Here is a 15,054-nt window from a genome sequence, read left to right on the forward strand (position 1 = left end):
CAATGATTTCATTAACCGATGGCACTACCACTATCGAATTACCCGGTGATATCCAGTGGGTGAACGAGTTTGATTGGTCGGATATTGAGCAACAGCAAGAATACTCGATTGCAGGCAATCTGATCGTACAGCAAGGCGTAAAGCTGGCTGGCCGTCCTATTAATTTACAAAGCGGGCAGGGCTCTTGGGTGATGCGCTCTGTTGTGCTGCAGCTTCAAGCTTTGTACAACAGCGCCGCGAATCTAACCCTGAGCTTTTGGGGCACTGACTACACCGTTGCGTTTAAGCGTCCGGACGGCTTTAGCGCAAAAGAGGTGACCCGGCTGGCGAACCCTGGCTCTGAACACAACTACACCATCAACTTGGCATTTATTGAGGTGACCACCGAATGACGATAACCAATGAACAAATAGTGCTTGCCGAGTCGCAAGTGATGGCTGATACCGATGACGGTGGCGGGCGCATGAGTGGCAATGTAGTAGAAGATGGCGCAGTGAATAACACCATGCCTGATATTAGCCGGCTTGATCGGGTTTACGGCCGCGTGAATATGCGGAAACTGTTTTTGTCGGTGCGTAGTGCTAACCAAGATACTTTGCTTGGCTCGCATTCAATCTTGCTGCGCCAGCCTCTTGACCCGCGTGTGGGTGTTTCCCTGTTCCAAACCGGAAGCCATACCGACAGGCGAGAGGATGCCCAAAACAAGCTGGAAAGCTATTTGACGAAGGCGACAGAGGCGCGCTTTTGGTTGTGGGGGGATCAACTGGAAGGTCAGCGCGCTATTGCCTGCCTTCAGCGCTTAGATGCAGCGCCTCCGGAGCAAGGTGAAACCTATTGCCTGGTAGAAGTGGACGAAAACGGCAATGACGTTGCCGAACAATATGTGCGTGTTACTGAAGTAGAAGTGGGGCGAGAAACCTTCACTGAGTGGGTGAATAACGCCTATGTTGATTTTGAGTTGCAGACCTTGAACATTTCGCTAGCGTCACAGCTGCAGCGAGATTTCTCTGGCTCCGAACCGCGTCCAACCGGGAAGCAACAACGAAAAGCTAAGACGCTGCGCACACAAGTGGCGGACGCGGCCCGCTATTACGGTGCTAAGAAATTATCTGCTACGGCTTCGCCCGGAGATCAAACCGCGAGCGTGGAGACCGTTTACAACAATTTGGTACCCAGCGCACAGAGCGAAAATGCTTTGACTGACCGACAAGCTGGTCCCGGTCGCCTTCCGGTGATCCCCGCTTCTAATAACACGATTACAATCGATGCTGATGATGTGAGCGTGGATCCGGACGGCTACGCCGTTTACTACTGTGGCCGCGCTATTGTTCCGGGCAGTTTAACCATTGCCGGATCAAACGGTAACTACACAGATGAAGGCGGGATTTTAAATCACACTTCTGGCTCAAATTTAGTTGAAGCCTCAACAGTAGATTATGCCGAGGGGGTTGTGCGGATTAAATACAGTGGCTCTCAACACAGCAACCCAATCACTTTGACGTTCACTCCAGGCGCGGCGCTATTTCAGCAGGCTTATACACTGGCAAATACCGTTAGCCAGCAAAATCGCTCTCTAACATGGGTGCATCAGCTGGCTCCAATTCCTGCCCCTGGCACCTTGGTCATCGAATATCGAGCGCTTGGGCGTTGGGCAACCATAACTGACAGCGGCAACGGCGTTTTAACCGGCGATGGAGTGGGGCGTATCAACTTTGAGACGGGAACGATTGAAGTCACCTTGGCTGGTTTGCCTGATGTCGACACCCAAATAATTTACAGCTGGGGTGATGCGCTTTCTGCTGAGATTGAAGACGGCAGTGTGGCATCACCACAAGCTTATTTTAAAGTTCCATTCACCGGCACAATCTAGGGGGCAGTATGGCTGGCGATTACAAATTAATGATTCAGCGAGACGACACGGACCACCTTAGCGGTCGAAACGCTGTAGAGGGATCAGTGACAATTACTTTTGATGATGACACTTTAACAGATGCGAATGGCGTTCTTTCCGGGGACGGAAACGGAACGGTAAATTATTCCCGTGGTGTTGCCCTGGTTAGACCAAGTGATGCGCCGGCGCCGGAAAATAATAGTTATAGCGTTGACTTTGATCAGTTTAATGGTCCGAACCGTCAGAGCGTAACTATTACGCCAGTTCAGTCATCAATCACTGAAACCCTAACAGGCGGGGCGATTAAGCCCGGGTCTGTCCGGATTTCATGCAATATGAAGCGCTTTAGAGAATACCTAAAACACGAACATTTTGTGTGGGGTGTCGGCGCGGTGAGCAGCGCATAAACTAAGGGGAATGAAATTATGACAGTACAAACAGAGCTTGACCCCGATACCAGTACGCAGAGAGAAGTTTATACCGAAGAGGCTGTCGCCACTGACGACGGAAACGGTAACCTGGTACGAAATGGCGAGGTAGTGGGTAGCGTTAATTACGCGACTGGCGAGATAACTTTTGACTTGCGTGAAACCTATTCATACAGAGTAACAGAGAGAAGTGAATTACCAGACTCGCCGGTTTGGCACGGGCCGGTAGGTTCAACTTCATTTTATTACTCGCCATGGAAGACGCCTGCAAGCACTCTGGAAGAGTATACGAACGATGATATTGAAGTTAGCTACACGTTGGCTTCAGACTTAACGGCCAGTGATAGCAACAGTGTTGATGTGGATACTCTTCAAATTGGCCTATTGCCTGTTCGCTCGCTGCCCATTATCCCTGGATCCGTTTCTTTTGAGTTTGCGGGTAAGCAATACATAGATAAAAATGGTTCGATAATCACTGATTGGAACGCTGCAACTGGTGCTGGTACCAATGTGGGGAGCATCGATTATGGTACCGCTACGGTCACACTGAATGAGTGGCCAGAAGGGGCAGATTTAACCGCCGATATTGAATTGTTGTCGTGCCTGACATGGATGGGGATGCGCCCCACAAATGCAACGATATTCCGAACAGCAGGCTCTCCACTTCGTCAAGGTTCGCTAATCATCAATGCGACAACGGCAGAGCATGAGGAGATTACTGCTTTTGCGGATGAAAGTGGTGCTATAACCCATGCCAAAATTGATTATGGTTATGTCGACACTGAAACAGGCACGGTCTGGATAGAGTGGGCAGAGCCGGTCTTTCCCGACACAGTTAAGTATTCGGCCGTAGCCTACAAATACTTGCCGCTTGATCCTGACTTAATTGGCCTAGACCCAACACGCTTGCCGAGTGACGGCCGTGTACCTGTATTTTTACCGGGTTATGTGGGTGTATTTAGTCACACAATGGAAACTGAAATCGCGAGCCCTACAGCGGGCGCCACACTTGATTTTACGCGCGATCACCAAGCGGAAGTTTGGGTTAAGGGCGCAAACGGTGAAACGCTGGACCCTACCCAATACAGCCTTGACCGCGCTGCCGGCGAATTAACCTGGTCGGATCCGCTAACGCTGGAAACCGCCGGCGGTGACTCGGTGACTACTCCACTTACCGTATTTGATCGCGTTGAAGACATGGTGCTTTTAACCGATGTGCAGGTGTCTGGTCAGGTCGGTTTTAATGCGCCGCTCTCTCAAGAGTATCCCGCCGGCGAAGCCATACTTTCATCAGCAGTTTTGCATGGGGACCTACGTGCCCGAGTGTATAACCTTTTTCACCAGGCGAGCTGGACAGGCGAATGGTCTGATGAGCGCATCGGCGATGACACTACGGCAAAGTACAACAACGTGGCGTATCCAATCGAAATTACTAATCAGGGATCGATTCAGGAGCGGTGGCATATCCGCTTCATTAGTTCCACTAGCTTTCAGGTAGTAGGCGAAACCGTGGGTGTTATCGGTACCGGTTCAACGTCCAGCGACGTGCTGATTGCCAACCCTGCCACTGGTGCGCCGTACTTTACGATTCGCCAAGAGGGGTGGGGTTCGGGCTGGAGTGCAGGCAATGTGGTTCGATTTAACACCGATGGTGCGCAAGCGCCATTTTGGGTTGCTCGAACTATTTTGTCGGGGCCGGCCACTGAAAATGAAGATTCTTTCGCAACGCAAAACCGGGGGGATGCTGACTGATGGCGATTACAGTTTATAAATATGATGATGCCGGCGTGCCGAACCTGTCAGCTCAGCCTGCCGGGCAATCGTTGCAAGCGCTGCTGGAGCATGTGTTGATCGATCAGGGCTGGACTATCGTCCATGATACGACACGACGCGGAACGGCCACCACGACAGACGGGCGAATCATTTTCGAGCGTCCGGACTCCGACTTTGTTTTTTGGATGGATAACGAGGGAAGCTCAGACTTTACAGTCGGCCTGGCTGATGCCGGTTTTCCTGATGGGTCGCTTACTCACCCACAAAGTGGCGACAGGCAAAGCGGTTCGTCAACAAACCTTCAAAAGGTCGACGATAGTTCAACATTCTACTGGGGGCGTTGGTTGGCGCTTTACGATGATGCGAGCCATACGCTTATATATAGATCTTGCTCAGTGTCCGATACAGCATACGGGGCCAGAAGTTTTAATCAGCCCTGGGGCTACATTGGGACACTGGCTACACCAGCATCGGTTGCGTTTGAGCTACCAGTAGCGCTGGTTGGTAGGATAACAACGGGGTCGGCCACAGATAGAAACTGGATGCGCTACCGGCAAGGGACGACGCTAATGAGGCACGACGGGTCTCCATCTTCAGACTCAACGTCGATAAGAGACGGGGCTGGCTTTTTCGACGGGAATGCTGACTTGGGGGGAATTTTGACATCTGGTGGCCCAGCATTCCCCTACATTCCCATGAGTAAAGTTTCTGTTGGCTGCACCTCCGATCTGACAGGGGGCTCTACCAGCCAGTGGGTTGACGTTGGTGTCTTGCGTGGCTGTTTCCGTACTCCTTCGGCATCGTCGTTAGAAGCTTATGATTTTTTCGAGATCAACTTTTCTACCGAAACTGACGGCGCAAACACTATCGACGATCCGTTAACGGTTGATGGCAAGGTCTTTTATTGTATTGCGGTAGGTATCAACCTCTTTATGTCGACTGACTCTGCGGACTGGGTTTTTTGATGATTCAAACGTATCAGTATATTGGTGCAATTAGTCCTAATGCCTACCTGTATCAGCCGTTAGGGACTAATTTGCCGAGCCCCGGACAGCAGTTCGTCATTGCAAAGAGTCCGGTCTCAGGTACCACCATTGGTGCCGGCATATGCGCCGCTGGGAGTCAGGGAGCCCGAATCGATCTGCGCTCCCGAGTGGGCGAAATCGTGGATCTTATCGCGCACGGCCTTAGCGGCGACAACTCACTTTATTACAAGTACGGTGTCGAGGTTACCGACCCGATGACTGTTAGCTTTGATGTCGCCTTCGGTACAGTTGATCAGACAATCAACAGCAAAGTTGCAGGGCAGTTGAGGGTGGCTGGCGAACCTGTAAAACGAGTTTTGCGAGCATTTTCTTATGACTCGGTGACTCACACAACGGCAGGCGCCAGTGTTGATGAGTCTCGCACATTGGGTAGTACGGTCAGCAGTGAGTTAGATGGTAGTTATGAGCTAGAGCTGCAGGGTGGCTTTGAGGGTGATGTGTTTGTGGTCGCCTTTGATGATTACGGGCAGCCATTTACTGCAAGTGCCAGCGTTGCCGAGGGCGATCGTATTCACCCGACAACTCCAAATGGTTTGGTCTATGAAGTAACAGCCGATGGTGTATTGCCGGCCTCTGAGCCCGTATGGAGTACTGATACCGAAAACGCTCAGACCGTCGGTACCGCCTCGGTTATGCCAACGCCATTTTATCGGCCACTTGTGCACGGCCCAGTGACGCCGAATTCTGAGCCGATCTAATGAGCTATCAGCAGCCAGCCAACGCACTGGCCATAGATTTTGATTTAGATGGCGGCGCCTATTGGGTGCCGGTGGATCCGCTCTCCGTCGATTTTGAATTACTGCAATACGTTGGACCAGTTTACCCAGTGCCGCCGGCGATTATGGTCTCCAGCTCGTTAACGGTTATAGCAGCAAGTAAAACACTAAGAGCAAGAAAGGGGCAGGGTTTTGCTTCGGCTGCACAGCGCGAGATTATGCGAGTTCTGAGGGCGGGTAACGCGGTCAATCAACACTACGACCAAAGCCCGCAGCTCTGGGATTCTACCCAGAAGCGAGACGACCGGCACACGCCGCAACGTTGGGGTGATGCTACGCCGTTAGAGCTCGGAGAAACGCCAAACGATTGGGATGCTGTGCCGGTTAAAGATGCCGCAAATGATGGCAGCACGCAGCCGTGGGATTCGCCAGGCGTTAGCTTTAATGATCGAACCGGCTCTGCGTTTAATGTGCCGCCGGCGCACGATGTGGACACCGACAGTCCGCACAATGACAGCGCCCGATACTTTGACCCAATTGATCAATCGCCATATTACAGGCCGGCAAAGTGGCAGAGCGTTGATTTTGAATTGGCGGAAGAGTATCGGCCCCCGGGTGGGTTGGTTACGGATTTCAATCTGGAGCCAGATTTCTTGCCGCCATCAGTGCCCACACGCCCGGTGGATACCAATCACGATTACCAGGGGTGGGATTCAAACCGTCCTACTGATATCCGAATCAAACACCCCTGGGACACCAAGCCGCGTAAAGGTACAGAGGTGGATTGGGATTACGGCGTGGAGCCTAACCCGGATCCAGTTGACCCGCCAGACCAACCCGTTTACCAAAAGAGCTATCGATTTATGAACGCATCGAGCCTTAAAAAACTGCCTGAAGGAACCCCGCTAGAGTTTGAGGATTTGACTATTACTCTGGATGTGGACTCATTCGCGTGGGAGTTCAGTGCGCGGATCTTGAACAGCGCCAGTATGGATTTAATTCGCCCGGGTACCAGTGGGCCGGTGGAGGTTGAAGCCTCGGTGAATGGTCACACCTGGCGCTTTATGGTGGATCAGTACACCCGCGAGCAGAAATTTCCAAAAGAGACATGGCGGGCAACTGGCCCCAGTGTTACCCAGTTATTGGCAGAGCCGTATTCGCCGAAGTCTTCCCGTCAGGTGGACACCCAGACGAACGCGATGCAAGTGGCGCAATCGGTGTTGGATTTGACCGGCTTTACTCTTGAATGGGACCCGGCACTTGCTGATTACACCATTCCTGCGGGCGCTTGGGGCTATGAGAGCAAAACCCCAGTGGAAGTCATCAGCGAGCTGGTAAAGGCTTCTGGTGGCCTCCTGCAGCCCGATATGGAGCAATCCAAGCTGATTGCCCGGCACCGATACAAAAAGGGCGCACCGTGGAACTGGGCGGCGCTGGACGAAGCCGAGTTGGGCGCGATCATTCCAGACACTCTGGTAACCAGCTTGTCCTCGAGCTGGAACCCTGAAGTAGATGCCAATTCAGTCTATGTGTCCGGTATCACCGATGGTGTGGCCGTCGAGGTTCGCCGCACCGGTACCGCTGGCGATAAGCCTGCGGCTGATGTTTATGATCACCTGAACCTATCTACCAGCCAGTGCCGGGGCAGGGGGCTGACCATCTTGGGCCAAACCGGTAACCAAGAGATTGTCACGGTAGAGCTGCCCATCCCCACCAGCGGCGCGCCCGGGCTTGTACTGCCTGGGCACCTAGTCGAATACCGAGATATGCGCGAAGCTGCCAATAGTTGGCGCGCCCTAGTACTGGAATCAACGGTGAAGGTAAGCAAGCCCGGTGGCAGTCGTGCTACCCAGGCATTGAAGCTCGAGAGGCACCATTACTGATGACTACTGTAAACAAGTTTCTGCGCTTTCAGGCACTGCTACCCCAGCGCACTCGATACACCGCTACGATCAAAGCGATTAATTCTGATGGTACCAGCACCGCTGAAACCCGAGACGGTGGGCGTGTCCGTGTTGCCGGCACATCGGTGGCAGTGGACGGCAAAGCGTGGATTGAAGATGGGCGGATTGTGGGTGAAGCGCCGGTGCTAACGGAGTATTTGGAGTTGGTTTAGATTAACGGTATTGCCAAGCTTCAATTTTCCAAGTATCAATCGGCAGATTATACCCATCGATAATACTATTCAGCTTAATCCAGTACTTGTAATCGCCTTTATCTTCCAGAATAAGCACGATGCCGGCGCGCTTATTGGTCTCAAAGGCATATCCGAGAGACTGGCCAATACCCTCACTCCATTTCCTGCCCCAATCATATTCAATGGCGTGTGTATCCGTTAAGCAATCTACCCGAGTGCGATCGGCCAGAACATGCTCCTGTTCACCCTTGCAGTGTTGATTCTGGTACCAAGCTTCATTGCGTTTTTCGGCAGCGAAAACAGCACAGGTAGTAAAAGTTAGTAATAGAGTCAGATATTTCATGTTGACATGATAACTCAAGATTTTGCTTAAAGTCTTTGGTAATCAAGGCTGTATGAAATTTATACACAGGGTATCCCCAGAGCAAAGTCATTGCACTTGTTCTGGGCATTTGCCAAGCCTTAATGAGTGGGGCACTATCGGGGCTCCACCCATTGCAAGAGGATAACGCTGTGAAGCGAATCGAAAGAAAAAAGTTGATGTCTGAAAAGGTCTTACGCGCTAATGGAAGCCCAGACGTGCTGCATGTTTATCAGCAAGTGCATGTGTCTGAATCGCTAGATGGGCCACCAGAGCGAATGAACGGCTTTAAGGAGCGGTTTCTGTCCAATGGTGAATGGGTAAATCCACCCAACGAAAAGGGCGAGCTGAGAACGGTTGCAGGGGAGTTGTTGACTGCAGTCTAGGAGGAAGTGGCTGCCGCCCCGGCAATCCAATGCAAATCCCTGGCTTCCATCCATAGGGCGCCGGTTGGGGCGGCAGTTCGGTAATTGTGGTTAATTGCTGGCTATCTGTCTTGTGGAAAATAGCTATTTTGCATGTACGACATTTCGCACAACAGGAGGATCATCTTCGGAATGATGTTCGGAAAATTGGATATTCAGAATAGGGGCAGGCTCGCAGGCCAGTAAAAATGGGGTGGCTGACGGGGATCGAACCCGCGACCACTGGAATCACAATCCAGGGCTCTACCAACTGAGCTACAGCCACCATTGAGCGGTGTTGTCCCGGTCGGGACGTTTGCTCATGGGCGCTAGGGCTCATGGGCAATGGTTTAGGCGTTCGCTTGCAAGCCTAGCGACGTGCCTAAGCACCTAAGGGCTAAAATGGCACGCCCGGCAGGACTCGAACCTGCGGCCATCCGCTTAGAAGGCGGATGCTCTATCCAGCTGAGCTACGGGCGCATGGCTGGAACTAAAAATGGTCGGAGTGGAGGGATTCGAACCCCCGACATTCTGCTCCCAAAGCAGACGCGCTACCAGGCTGCGCTACACTCCGATATCATCTCGTGCCGTGGTGACCACGTTTCGAGAGGTGCGCATAATACCTACGACTACCCCGGTCGTCAACGAAAAATAGCCATAGAATTAAATAAATTATTGGCATTGATTGTCTGGTCGCCATTTTGTATTGACCGTGTGCAATTTGCCTGCAATACAGTCGTTTTGCCCGGTCGTGCTTGTTTCTATTGGGGCACAACGTCAAAATAGCGGCTTGTTCAATGGGAGTTATTATGCACAACACAGATATTGGCTTAGCCATGAAGCAGGGTATGCGCAGACTGGCCTCAGGGGTGAGTGTGTTATCCACCCGGGTAAATCACGATGAGCGCTTTGCGATGACGGTGTCTTCGGTTACCTCCGTGTCAGATAATCCACCGTCACTGCTGGTATGTATCAATAAGCAAGTGTCATTACAGGGACACATAGAGACGCTGGGGTGTACCTTTGCGGTCAATGTGTTGTCTCAGCAGCAGCAACAGATTTCAAATGTATGCGCAGGGTTTGAGCCGGTGCAGGATCGTTTTAGCGTCGGTAGTTGGCTGGAGGGGCCGGATTCAGTTCCCTATTTAACCGAGTCGGAGGTCGTGTTCTTTTGCCAGTCCGATAAAGTCGTGAGCTACGGCACGCATCATATCGTTATTGCTAAGATCGAAGATGTGTTGGTGAGTGAGCGCCATACCGACCCACTGGTCTACCATAATGGCGGTTACGCTAAACTAAGCCACGCTTAATCGGGCGGGCGTTAAAATGCGCCAGCTGAGGCTTTGTCAAAGCCGCTTGAGTTTTAAATCCGAAAGCTATGATGTCGGTTTGTGCGAGACCAGGCTGTTATTCCAAAGATGACATTTTTGTGTCATTCATATGCTTGATGTGTGAAAGTTTTGTGTCTACGGCGAGTTGGCGGTTAATGTTCACTAACTTTTTATGCACATCTGAGATTATTTTGTGGTGGAAATGCGACAAATCCTTAGGAAAACGTCATAAAACACTGGCAAGCTCTTGTAAGTAATTGAAAGTAAAGGTTTTATTTTATAAGGTTAAAAAATGTTCAATCTGTCGGCTGGCTAGGATTTACGGGGCTCAGATAGGGTTTCCCAAAATTAATCCACTAAGTTATCCACAGAAAGTGTGGAAAAAAAAAGCCTCTCGCTTTTGTGCAAAAAGGTTACAACTTGGTTAATTAAGTAACAGTGTCGTTTGCGAATTAACCTCATCTGATAATGGAAATAAAGGCTTCATACTGACATGCCATTATTTTATATAAATATGAGTGTTAGGGTGTAGAAACAACAATGATTAAGGTGGATAGTGAATGACCAAGCAGTTAAAGGTTGCAGTGCTGGGCGGTGGGAGTTTTGGTACGGCCATTGCCAATATCATCGCTCTTAATGGGCATGAAACCTATTTGTGGATGCGCGATGCGCAAAACGCTGAAGCTTGTCGACAGCAGCATGAAAACACCCGCTATTTACCGGGTTTTACCCTGACTGAGAGTTTACAGATAAGTTCGGATTTAGAGCATGTGATGGCTGCCACGGACTTGGTGTTTGTCTCTATTCCTAGTCATTCTTTTCGCCGTGTCTGTCAGTTAATTAAGCCGCTATTAAAACCCGATGCTGTGGTGATCAGTACCGCTAAAGGGATTGAACCGGGTACTTTTAATCTAATGAGTGATATTTTGCTGGAAGAATTGCCCGGACACGATATCGGGGTTATTTCCGGCCCCAACTTCGCCAAAGAGATTGTGGCGGGTCAGCACACGGCGACGGTGGTGGCCAGTGAGAGCAAGCGCGCCACCGAAACAGTTCAATCTACCTTGAGTTCGGCCACGTTCCGGGTCTATGCCAATGAGGACCGGGAGGGGGTAGAGCTCGCTGGGGCGCTGAAAAACATATACGCCATTATCTGCGGTATGGCCGCCGCCTTTGGGGCAGGGAAAAATACACAGGCCATGCTGCTGACCCGGTCTTTGGCTGAAATGGGGCGCTTTGCCGGGGTGATGGGGGGCAACCCAATGACCTTTCTCGGATTGGCTGGGGTGGGAGATTTGATATTAACTTGCACATCGGACTTGAGTAGGAACTATCGGGTCGGGTACTCTCTAGGCAAGGGACAACCTCTCGATGAAGTCGTGGCGGGGCTAGGCCAAGTGGCCGAAGGTGTGAATACTCTCCAGCAAGTCAAAGAAAGAGCCGATCAACTCGATGTTTATATGCCGTTAGCGTCGGGCCTCTATAGTGTATTGTTTGAGCGCCGGGCCATTGCAGATGTCGTGAATGAACTGATGTTGGGTGAACAAAGTAACGATGTGGAATTTATAGGAAATAATCATGGACAATGAAAAACTAAAATCTAATCTTTTGTCAGCTGATCATTGGATGCGTTTGGTCTTTATGATCCTTTTTTCGGTTATTTTGTATGTGGCCGGTATTGTGATGTCCATTTTGGTCATTGTGCAGTTTGTTTTTGCTCTGATTACCGGCAAAGACAATAGTAACCTCCGTCAGTTAGGGGACTCACTGTCACAATTTATTTATGCCGCTTTGCGTTTTTTGACTTACAACACCGAAGAAAAGCCATTTCCATTTGCCGATTGGCCCGAACCTGCGCCAGTGGTGGTGGAGGAAGAGGTTGGTGAGGTTAAGGTCGAGCCTGCACCTCAAGTGGAGTCAACCAGTCCTACCGAAGAGCCTGAAGACAAGACCGGCCAGTAGCTCTTATGCGTTTGTTTGTACTTCGACACGGGCAGGCAGAGCCCTACCGTGTCGATGATGCCAGCCGCACTCTAGTGCCCTCGGGCGCCGCCGATGTGCGCAGGGTAATAGAAAAACAACAACAGTGTTTAACGGATGTTCCTATCTGGTGTAGTCCTTACATCAGGGCCAGACAAACGGCTGCTATTGCGGCGAACTGTCTGGGACGCTCCTCAGAGCCCGATGCTATTGTGAATGATTTGGTGCCTGAAGCATCAGTGCCGCGCTTAATAGAGAGTCTTTACCAGTCACAATTGCCATCTCTTTTAATAGTCAGCCATCAGCCGCTGGTGGGGGATCTCCTGCAGAGGTTGTGTGCCCAGCTAGAGCCCACACCTATGCATACCGCCAGCTTGGCCTGCGTGAGTTTAGAGATTGTTGCCGCTGATTTTGGTAAGCTCAATTGGTTGGTGCACGCATAGCCTTGTTTGAACAGCTAGTGTTCGCCTTTCTCATCGCTCGTCTACACTCCTAGAAAGTTTAAAGAGGATGGTTCTATGTCGTCAGATGCTGATGCCCTTACCCTTGAGGTCGATGGCTTGCACGTGGCCGCCCAGTGTTGGGGCGAGCCCGATGCAGCGCCTGTTTTGGCGCTGCACGGTTGGCTGGATAATAGCGCCAGCTTTTGCCGTTTAGCGCCTAGGCTGCAAGGTGTTAGAGTGGTTGCCCTGGATATGGCCGGGCACGGCCAAACGGCTCATCGCCCCGGCAGTGCCCCTTATAATATCTGGGAAGATGTGGCCGAGGTGATGGCAGTGGTAGATCAGCTGGGATGGACGAGCTTCTCCTTGCTGGGCCACTCTCGCGGAGCCATTGTGTCCAGCTTAGTGGCGGCCGCATTTCCAGAGCGAATTGATAGGCTAGCGTTAATTGAAGGAATTTTCCCAGAGCCTGTGGCCTCGGTTGATGCGCCGCACCAACTGCGCAACTCCATTATCGAGTCGCGCAAGTTGGCGAATAAACCACTCAGACTTTTTTCCGACCTAGAGGCGGCGGTGAAAGCGCGCATCAATGGCATGTTTCCGCTAAGTGATCGAGCTGCCAGAGCATTAACCGAGCGAGGGGTACAGCCGGTTGATGGCGGTTATCGCTGGAGTACCGATCAGCGATTATTGGCTCCTTCATCGTTTAAATTCACCAGGGGGCAAATCGATGGGTTTATTCGTGCAATTGAGTCTCCCACCCGAGTGATTTTGGCCGAAGAAGGCATGCCCAAACTTTACCCAGGCTACAAAGAGGCAGTGCAGGGTTACTCTCATCTAGAGCTGTTTGAACTGCCGGGCGGGCATCATTTACATTTGGAAGATCAGGTGGACGACGTTGCAAAATTGGTTAATGAATTTTTCACATAAAGCGACTCGATACCGCTTAATAACCCTTGGCGGATTACTGTGTCTTTGTTTTGGTACCTATGTTCAAGCTAAAGAAATCTGGCCTGTGCCTCTGCAAGATTTCCCCGAGGCGCGGCAGGTGTTTGCATCTCATAAGCCCGTTAATGATTATGTGCTTGCGTTGGGGAATTACAAAAAAGTGGGCGGCCTGTGGCGGGTGGATGAACAGCGGTTAAGCGGTGATCTTTATCGCAAAACTTACCAGCTACCAGAAAATCACAGCGCGGAGAGCGGCTACCATTTTGTGGTCGAACAATTGCAAAATCTCTCGGTACGCGAGCTGTACACCTGTCGGGCTCGCGAGTGCGGCGATTCCAACAGTTGGGCCATTAACCATTTTGAAGTCTTGCAACTGTATGGGTTGGATCAGCACCAGTATTACGGCGCCTTCGAGTTAACCTCCAGCGAATTCGCCGGTATGTATGTCACGGTTTACAGTGTGCTGCGGGGCAATAAACGCGTGTATTTGCACGTTGAGTTGCTGGCGAGTGATCAGGCTAGCCGTTATCAGGCGGCGGCGAATCCTGCCACCATGGTGCGACAATTAACCCAAAAGGGCTTCACGGTTTTTGCCGGGTTGCGCACAGAGTCTGGACAGAAGGATTACCAGCTGGCACCTAATCATGTGCAGGCTCTGGCCGAGGCACTTGGCAGCGAGCCTCACTTAGTGGTGGCCTTAGTGGGGCATAACCATGAGCGTCTGCCACTTGCCGAGCAACTGAATCGCTCGCAGCACGCGGCGCAGCTGCTGCAAACGGCGTTGCAGGCGCAGGGTGTAGCTAAAGATCGCCTGCTGGCGAAAGGCGTCGGTGGTTTGGCCCCGGCGGGCAAGGGGAGTGATCAGGTGCGACTCGAGGTGGTGTTGTTGCCTACCGAAAGTGCACCCTAAGGTGATCTAAGTCCACGCTATTAGCGCAGCAGCGATAAAAACTCGGTGCGGGTCGCTTGGTTGCTGCGAAAGCTGCCCAACATGGCCGAGGTTTTCATCGCTGAGTTTTGTTTTTCAACCCCGCGCATCATCATGCACATGTGTTTGGCTTCAATGATGACCCCCACCCCTGAAGCGCCGGTAATCTCTTGGATTGATTCGGCAATTTGCAGGGTCAGTTGTTCTTGTATTTGCAGGCGCCGGGCAAACATATCCACAATGCGCGCTACCTTGGACAGGCCCAGCACATGGCCGGTCGGTATATAAGCGACATGCGCTTTACCAATAAAGGGCAGCATGTGGTGTTCGCACATAGAGTAAAGCTCTATGTCCTGCACCATAATCATTTCGTTGGAGTCCGACGGGAAAAGGGCGCCATTGACCACCTCTTCCAGCGACTGTTGATAGCCTTTGGTTAAAAACTGAAAGGCTTTGGCAGCCCGCTTGGGGGTATCGATCAGGCCGGGGCGGCTTAGATCTTCACCGATGCCTTCGATGATGTGGGCAAAGTGCTCTTGCATGAAATGAGTCCTGCTCGGGGCTGAGTCCTACCGGTTGGTCATAGTCGTTCAAAGGGTTGCCGAGTGCTAAGTATAAAAGCCCTGCAAGCATTTGTAACGGGGCGGCAACATTACGCCAACTCGACC

The 15,054-nt window shown here is 51.5% G+C and carries 17 protein-coding genes and 3 tRNA genes; 15 read left to right on the forward strand and 5 right to left on the reverse strand.

Translation table 11 applies throughout. The features are described 5' to 3' along the window. The first annotated feature begins 2 nt into the window (after nt 1-2). Genes Q4563_RS08185 through Q4563_RS08220 form a run of 8 tightly spaced genes read left to right on the forward strand, consistent with a single transcriptional unit; the run spans nt 3 to nt 7,970 of the window. Nucleotides 3-392 carry a hypothetical protein gene (locus Q4563_RS08185; RefSeq protein ID WP_303604226.1) on the forward strand — a complete coding sequence of 130 codons (390 nt, stop codon included), beginning with the start codon at nt 3-5 and terminating at the stop codon, nt 390-392. Continuing rightward, the gene (locus Q4563_RS08190) at nt 389-1,870 is read left to right on the forward strand and encodes a hypothetical protein (RefSeq protein WP_303604227.1); all 1,482 of its coding nucleotides are present in this window, start codon (nt 389-391) and stop codon (nt 1,868-1,870) included. Before Q4563_RS08185 ends, Q4563_RS08190 begins: the two co-directional genes overlap by 4 nt. A gap of 8 nt (nt 1,871-1,878) precedes the next feature. Next, the gene (locus Q4563_RS08195; protein ID WP_303604228.1) at nt 1,879-2,298 is read left to right on the forward strand and encodes a hypothetical protein; all 420 of its coding nucleotides are present in this window, start codon (nt 1,879-1,881) and stop codon (nt 2,296-2,298) included. An 18-nt stretch (nt 2,299-2,316) separates the two neighbouring features. Then, entirely contained in the window at nt 2,317-4,071 is a 1,755-nt protein-coding gene (locus Q4563_RS08200) for a hypothetical protein (protein WP_303604229.1), read from the forward strand. After that, a complete protein-coding gene (locus Q4563_RS08205) occupies nt 4,071-5,057 on the forward strand; it encodes a hypothetical protein (RefSeq protein ID WP_303604230.1) in 987 nt (328 codons plus the stop codon). Before Q4563_RS08200 ends, Q4563_RS08205 begins: the two co-directional genes overlap by 1 nt. Continuing rightward, a complete protein-coding gene (locus tag Q4563_RS08210; RefSeq protein WP_303604231.1) occupies nt 5,057-5,836 on the forward strand; it encodes a hypothetical protein in 780 nt (259 codons plus the stop codon). Before Q4563_RS08205 ends, Q4563_RS08210 begins: the two co-directional genes overlap by 1 nt. Beyond that, complete coding sequence (locus Q4563_RS08215; RefSeq protein WP_303604232.1) at nt 5,836-7,737, forward strand: hypothetical protein; 1,902 nt, start codon at nt 5,836-5,838, stop codon at nt 7,735-7,737. Before Q4563_RS08210 ends, Q4563_RS08215 begins: the two co-directional genes overlap by 1 nt. Beyond that, entirely contained in the window at nt 7,737-7,970 is a 234-nt protein-coding gene (locus tag Q4563_RS08220) for a hypothetical protein (RefSeq protein WP_303604233.1), read from the forward strand. The genes Q4563_RS08215 and Q4563_RS08220 overlap by 1 nt, the downstream gene beginning before the upstream one ends. 1 nt (nt 7,971) lies before the next feature. Here Q4563_RS08220 and Q4563_RS08225 read toward each other — a convergent pair whose 3' ends face one another. Further along, nucleotides 7,972-8,334 carry a hypothetical protein gene (locus tag Q4563_RS08225; RefSeq protein ID WP_303604234.1) on the reverse strand — a complete coding sequence of 121 codons (363 nt, stop codon included), beginning with the start codon at nt 8,332-8,334 and terminating at the stop codon, nt 7,972-7,974. A 170-nt stretch (nt 8,335-8,504) separates the two neighbouring features. Here Q4563_RS08225 and Q4563_RS08230 point away from each other — a divergent pair, with 170 nt between their 5' ends. Further along, the gene (locus Q4563_RS08230) at nt 8,505-8,738 is read left to right on the forward strand and encodes a hypothetical protein (protein WP_303604235.1); all 234 of its coding nucleotides are present in this window, start codon (nt 8,505-8,507) and stop codon (nt 8,736-8,738) included. A gap of 228 nt (nt 8,739-8,966) precedes the next feature. Here the strand turns inward: Q4563_RS08230 and Q4563_RS08235 are convergent. From Q4563_RS08235 to Q4563_RS08245, 3 genes are all read right to left on the reverse strand, one after another. Beyond that, nucleotides 8,967-9,042 (reverse strand) — tRNA-His (locus tag Q4563_RS08235). A 117-nt stretch (nt 9,043-9,159) separates the two neighbouring features. Then, a tRNA-Arg gene (locus tag Q4563_RS08240) sits at nt 9,160-9,236 on the reverse strand. Between the two features lie 17 nt (nt 9,237-9,253). Further along, nucleotides 9,254-9,330: transfer RNA gene (locus Q4563_RS08245), tRNA-Pro, on the reverse strand. Nucleotides 9,331-9,565: 235 nt separating this feature from the next. On the opposite strand from Q4563_RS08245, the gene Q4563_RS08250 reads away from it, so the two are divergent. From Q4563_RS08250 to Q4563_RS08275, 6 genes are all read left to right on the forward strand, one after another. Continuing rightward, nucleotides 9,566-10,066 carry a flavin reductase family protein gene (locus Q4563_RS08250; protein WP_215975475.1) on the forward strand — a complete coding sequence of 167 codons (501 nt, stop codon included), beginning with the start codon at nt 9,566-9,568 and terminating at the stop codon, nt 10,064-10,066. Nucleotides 10,067-10,647: 581 nt separating this feature from the next. Next, on the forward strand, nt 10,648-11,676 hold the full coding sequence (locus tag Q4563_RS08255) for an NAD(P)H-dependent glycerol-3-phosphate dehydrogenase (RefSeq protein ID WP_215975476.1): 1,029 nt from the start codon (nt 10,648-10,650) through the stop codon (nt 11,674-11,676). Next, the gene (locus tag Q4563_RS08260) at nt 11,666-12,049 is read left to right on the forward strand and encodes a DUF4389 domain-containing protein (protein ID WP_215975477.1); all 384 of its coding nucleotides are present in this window, start codon (nt 11,666-11,668) and stop codon (nt 12,047-12,049) included. The genes Q4563_RS08255 and Q4563_RS08260 overlap by 11 nt, the downstream gene beginning before the upstream one ends. Before the next feature lie 5 nt (nt 12,050-12,054). Next, the gene (gene sixA / locus Q4563_RS08265) at nt 12,055-12,510 is read left to right on the forward strand and encodes a phosphohistidine phosphatase SixA (protein WP_303604236.1); all 456 of its coding nucleotides are present in this window, start codon (nt 12,055-12,057) and stop codon (nt 12,508-12,510) included. 75 nt (nt 12,511-12,585) lie between these two features. Continuing rightward, nucleotides 12,586-13,440, forward strand: coding sequence for an alpha/beta fold hydrolase (locus tag Q4563_RS08270; protein WP_215975479.1), 855 nt, complete (start codon nt 12,586-12,588; stop codon nt 13,438-13,440). An 85-nt stretch (nt 13,441-13,525) separates the two neighbouring features. Next, nucleotides 13,526-14,368, forward strand: a complete 843-nt coding sequence (locus Q4563_RS08275; protein WP_303604237.1) for a DUF4892 domain-containing protein — start codon at nt 13,526-13,528, stop codon at nt 14,366-14,368. A 20-nt stretch (nt 14,369-14,388) separates the two neighbouring features. On the opposite strand, the gene folE is transcribed toward Q4563_RS08275, so the two are convergent. After that, nucleotides 14,389-14,928 carry a GTP cyclohydrolase I FolE gene (gene folE / locus Q4563_RS08280; RefSeq protein ID WP_215975481.1) on the reverse strand — a complete coding sequence of 180 codons (540 nt, stop codon included), beginning with the start codon at nt 14,926-14,928 and terminating at the stop codon, nt 14,389-14,391. Nucleotides 14,929-15,054 lie beyond the last annotated feature (126 nt).

It is taken from the genome of Gilvimarinus sp. 1_MG-2023, from assembly GCF_030548285.1.

Excerpts from the sequence above, each read along its gene's own strand:
- Q4563_RS08185 (WP_303604226.1), top strand. The coding sequence starts at position 3 with ATGATTTCATTAACCGATGGCACTACCACTATCGAATTACCCGGTGAT.
- Q4563_RS08190 (WP_303604227.1), top strand. The coding sequence starts at position 389 with ATGACGATAACCAATGAACAAATAGTGCTTGCCGAGTCGCAAGTGATG.
- Q4563_RS08195 (WP_303604228.1), top strand. The coding sequence starts at position 1,879 with ATGGCTGGCGATTACAAATTAATGATTCAGCGAGACGACACGGACCAC.
- Q4563_RS08200 (WP_303604229.1), top strand. The coding sequence starts at position 2,317 with ATGACAGTACAAACAGAGCTTGACCCCGATACCAGTACGCAGAGAGAA.
- Q4563_RS08205 (WP_303604230.1), top strand. The coding sequence starts at position 4,071 with ATGGCGATTACAGTTTATAAATATGATGATGCCGGCGTGCCGAACCTG.
- Q4563_RS08210 (WP_303604231.1), top strand. The coding sequence starts at position 5,057 with ATGATTCAAACGTATCAGTATATTGGTGCAATTAGTCCTAATGCCTAC.
- Q4563_RS08215 (WP_303604232.1), top strand. The coding sequence starts at position 5,836 with ATGAGCTATCAGCAGCCAGCCAACGCACTGGCCATAGATTTTGATTTA.
- Q4563_RS08220 (WP_303604233.1), top strand. The coding sequence starts at position 7,737 with ATGACTACTGTAAACAAGTTTCTGCGCTTTCAGGCACTGCTACCCCAG.
- Q4563_RS08225 (WP_303604234.1), bottom strand. The coding sequence starts at position 8,334 with ATGAAATATCTGACTCTATTACTAACTTTTACTACCTGTGCTGTTTTC.
- Q4563_RS08250 (WP_215975475.1), top strand. The coding sequence starts at position 9,566 with ATGCACAACACAGATATTGGCTTAGCCATGAAGCAGGGTATGCGCAGA.
- Q4563_RS08255 (WP_215975476.1), top strand. The coding sequence starts at position 10,648 with ATGACCAAGCAGTTAAAGGTTGCAGTGCTGGGCGGTGGGAGTTTTGGT.
- Q4563_RS08260 (WP_215975477.1), top strand. The coding sequence starts at position 11,666 with ATGGACAATGAAAAACTAAAATCTAATCTTTTGTCAGCTGATCATTGG.
- sixA (WP_303604236.1), top strand. The coding sequence starts at position 12,055 with ATGCGTTTGTTTGTACTTCGACACGGGCAGGCAGAGCCCTACCGTGTC.
- Q4563_RS08270 (WP_215975479.1), top strand. The coding sequence starts at position 12,586 with ATGTCGTCAGATGCTGATGCCCTTACCCTTGAGGTCGATGGCTTGCAC.
- folE (WP_215975481.1), bottom strand. The coding sequence starts at position 14,928 with ATGCAAGAGCACTTTGCCCACATCATCGAAGGCATCGGTGAAGATCTA.